Source organism: Occallatibacter sp. (genome assembly GCF_049802275.1).
In the GTDB taxonomy this organism is placed as follows: Bacteria; Acidobacteriota; Terriglobia; order Terriglobales; family Acidobacteriaceae; genus Telmatobacter.
Genome location: NZ_JBARMD010000648.1, coordinates 1 through 3708, shown reverse-complemented (window position 1 = coordinate 3708; position 3708 = coordinate 1). Strand labels below are relative to the sequence as shown.

The window sequence follows — 3708 nt, the reverse complement described above, 5'->3', positions numbered from 1 at the left end:
GAGCGTGCCATGGTCCTTGTGCGCCCGATCCCAGCCCTTCCACCAGACGTCGCGGCTGTCGCTATACTTAGCGGCAGCCTTGGGACTCCAGTCCGGCGCAGTACCTGCCGGCTTGTCGGCCGCCAGTACACGCGCTCCCGGAAAGAAGATGCCGCCGGCCAGAAACGCGCCGTACGCGAGCGAGGCAAAAACTATCGCACCAACAAACTGCCTTCTTGTCATGCCTTTGACCTCAGCAACGATTGGGGCATCGTCGTAGCTTGAATCCTGCTACTGCCAAGCATACTTCGGTGAGTTCCAAACCCGGCGCAATTTCAATCTTTGCTCCCAGGATTGAAATGAGTTCCTTCCCGGTTAACTACGGACCTCGTAATGCACAGGCTCGCGCGTTATGCTCACTTCATGGTGCGGTTCACGGTGCTGGCTTCGGGGTCCAAGGGCAACTGCACGGTTGTCACCGGCGGAAACACCCGGATTCTCGTTGACGCCGGCCTCAGTTGCCGCGAACTCTTCCGGCGCATGCGCCTCGTCGACGAAGATCCCGCCACGCTTGACGCCATCATCATCACCCACGAGCATTCCGACCACGTCGCCGGCCTTGCCGTCACTGCACGCAGACTCGGCATTCCGGTCTATTTCACCGAGGGCACCCATCGCGCCTGGGTACGCTGGCTCTCGCCCCGCAAGCAGATGACCTATACCCAGTGGCTGGAGCAATGCCGCAAGCAAGCGGCTGCACGCATGGCAGAAGCCGATGCTGCCGCAGCAGAAGATTGCGATCCCGAAGAGGCCGAGATTTCCACAGAATCAGCTCCGGCTGAAACGGCCGAACCATCCCCCGCTAAAGCACCCGAAAAGGACCCCACGGCGCTCCCCTCCGTGCAGTTTTTCCAGGCCGGAAAGCCGCTCCAGATCGGAGACATCTCCGTCAGCCCCTTCACCATCCCTCATGACGCCGCGGACCCGGTCGGATTCGTCTTCCAGGCTGAAGGTGTACGCATGGCGGTGGCGACGGACCTCGGCTACATCCCGCCAAACGTCAAAGCCCAGCTCAAAGCTGTTGATCTTCTTCTACTTGAGTCCAACCACGACCTTGAGATGCTGCGCGACGGCCCCTACCCCTGGTCGGTCAAACAGCGGGTCCTCTCCCGCGTAGGCCACCTGTCAAACGAGGCCACAGCCACCTATCTCGAGACCGAATACGACGGCCAGGCTGCCTACGTCGTTCTGGGGCATCTCTCTGAAAGCAATAATCTTCCTGAGCTTGCCCGCATCGCGGCCGAGCGCGCCCTCAACGGTCGTGCCAGCCTTCTGGCAAATCGGTTGTTGCTCGCGGCGCAAAACGAACCCATGTCAACAATTTGCTTTTCCTGAAAGTCGATTACAATGGTAAGTGGGAGTAATGTCGGTCTGGCGCTTATGTGCCCGAACTCCTGTGATGTAAGCTTCCTCTTTTCAATGTGATTGAGTAACTGCATCACCGCGTAAGTGCGAAGCATCCAAGAGTTACCGAGCGGTTTTTGTGTAGACCGCGGCAATTGAGCAGATTTTAAAGGTGAGTCCGACTCTTATGGCGAAACCTCAATGTACTGACCGCGTCGTGGGCGCTATTCTTGCGAGCTGGCGGTATGACATTACAGGAATCTCTCCCGAAATGAGGAGAGATTATGAACAGCACTTCGCCGATTGCACCCGTTGCCGTGCGCGCCTGAAATTTCACCGCAGTCTCGATGTCTCGCTCGTAGTACTTACCTCGCTTTCAGTATTTTTCTCACTCTTCGCGCTCGCGGTTTTGCGTCATATCAAGCCGCTGGAGCACGTCGCGTTCAACATGCTCGGCCTCGACATTGCCGACACCTACCACATGCTGGTGTCAGCGGCCATCGCAGGCGTCTGCTTCTCCGTAATTGCGTTCGTGCTGGTCCTTACCGCGACGCCCGTACCGTCGTATCTCGGCGGAATCGCCGCGGAACGCGCGCGCATCCTCGAAGAACGGCTCCCCGAAGCCTTCGAGCGCCTTCCCAACGCGATCAAGTCCCTGCGCCCGCGCTAACCGGCATCTGATCCCAAAATTCAAAGGCCTCCCGCATAGGAGGCCTTTTTCGTTCGAGCAAAATTACTTCGCGATCGGAACCCGCAGATCGCCGCCGGTCATCTCCTTCGGCAATCCAAGACTCAGCAGATTCAGCAGCGTCGGCGAAATATCGCGCAACGAGCCATCCGGCCGCAGACGATAATTCGGTCCATCTCCCGCGACGTAAATCATTGGCACCGGGTTTGTCGTATGCGCCGTGTGCGGTCCGCCAGTCACCGGATCCACCATCAATTCTGCATTTCCGTGATCCGCCGTGATCAGCCAGCTCCCGTTCTTTTCCTTGATGGCCTTGTAGATACGGCCAAGCTGCGCATCCACGGCTTCGCAGGCACGGATGGTCGGCTCAAGTTTTCCTGAGTGGCCTACCATGTCGGCGTTGGCGAAATTCGCGACGACAAGATCGAACGCCGTATCGTTGATTGCCTTCACGATGGTGTCGCCAATCGCTTCGGCTTTCATTTCGGGTGCAAGATCGTAAGTCGCAACCTTCAGCGAAGGAATCAGCGTGCGGTCTTCTCCGGGAAACGGCGTTTCGATCCCGCCGTTGAAGAAGTACGTCACGTGCGCAAACTTCTCAGTCTCCGCCACACGCAGATTGCGCAGATTGTGCGCCGAAAGAATATTCGCCAGGATGTTGTCCATCGACTCCGGCAAGATAATCATCGGCAGCGCGTAAAGCTTGTCGTACTGCGTCATGCACAGGTAATGCAAATTCTTCGGAATTTCGCTGCGCGGAATCGTTTCATCCAGCGACTCCCACCCCTCGAGATTGCGACCGCCTTCCTTGTTCAATCCGCTTTCGCGCGCCAGCACGCGGGTGATCTGCCGTGCACGGTCAGCGCGGAAATTGAAGTTGATGCACACATCCTCGTCGCGAATCTGCGCAACCGGCTTCCCTGCCCCATCGACCACGACAAAGGGTATGACGAACTCATCCGTGACGCCATTGTTGTAGCTCTCCTTCAGGCGCGCCACCGGGTCGGGATACGCTCCACCCTCTGCTTTGCCGCTGACCATCGCGTCGAACGCCTTGCGTTCACGTTCCCAGCGCTTATCGCGATCCATCGCGTAATAGCGGCCATTGATTGAGGCCACCTTGCCCACACCGTACTCGCGCATCTTCTGCTCGAGCTTCGCGATAAAGCCGGCGCCGGAGTCGGGCGCCGTATCACGGCCATCCATGAAGGCGTGTACGAATACTTGTTGCAATCCGTATTCCCGCGCCGTACGCAGCAGCGCATAAAGGTGCTCCTGGTGCGAATGCACGCCTCCATCGGAGACAAGCCCGAACAGATGCAGCGCGTGACGCCCGTCGCGAGCCTTCTGCATCGCCTCCACGATTCTGGGCTCCTTTGAAAACTGCCCCGAAGCGATAAGCGCGTCGATGCGCGTGATGTCCATCTGCACAATACGGCCCGCACCAATGTTCAGGTGGCCGACCTCGCTGTTGCCCATCTGTCCATCCGGCAATCCCACGAAATGATCAGAAGCCTGGATCAGCGTGTTGGGAAACTCACGCAGCAGCTTGTCATAAGTGGGCTTGCGGGCTAGTGCAATTGCGTTGTTCGCCGTTTCAGCGCGAAAACCCCATCCGTCAAGGATGGTCAGAACGA

4 protein-coding genes are annotated in these 3708 nt (G+C 58.2%); 2 read left to right on the top strand and 2 right to left on the bottom strand.

Going from position 1 to position 3708, the window contains the following annotated elements:
- Positions 1-222: hypothetical protein (locus WA354_RS21765; protein ID WP_472815121.1), on the bottom strand; the 222-nt coding region annotated here is incomplete at its 3' end.
- Between the two features lie 150 nt (positions 223-372).
- Between WA354_RS21765 and WA354_RS21760 the strand changes: the two genes are divergently transcribed.
- A complete protein-coding gene (locus WA354_RS21760; RefSeq protein WP_472815120.1) occupies positions 373-1374 on the top strand; it encodes an MBL fold metallo-hydrolase in 1002 nt (333 codons plus the stop codon).
- A gap of 181 nt (positions 1375-1555) precedes the next feature.
- Positions 1556-2053 (top strand): hypothetical protein, encoded by a 498-nt coding sequence (locus WA354_RS21755; protein ID WP_472815119.1) that lies wholly within the window; start codon positions 1556-1558, stop codon positions 2051-2053.
- 63 nt (positions 2054-2116) lie between these two features.
- On the opposite strand, the gene gpmI is transcribed toward WA354_RS21755, so the two are convergent.
- The coding region (gene gpmI, locus WA354_RS21750) for a 2,3-bisphosphoglycerate-independent phosphoglycerate mutase (protein WP_472815118.1) at positions 2117-3708 on the bottom strand (1592 nt) is incomplete at its 5' end.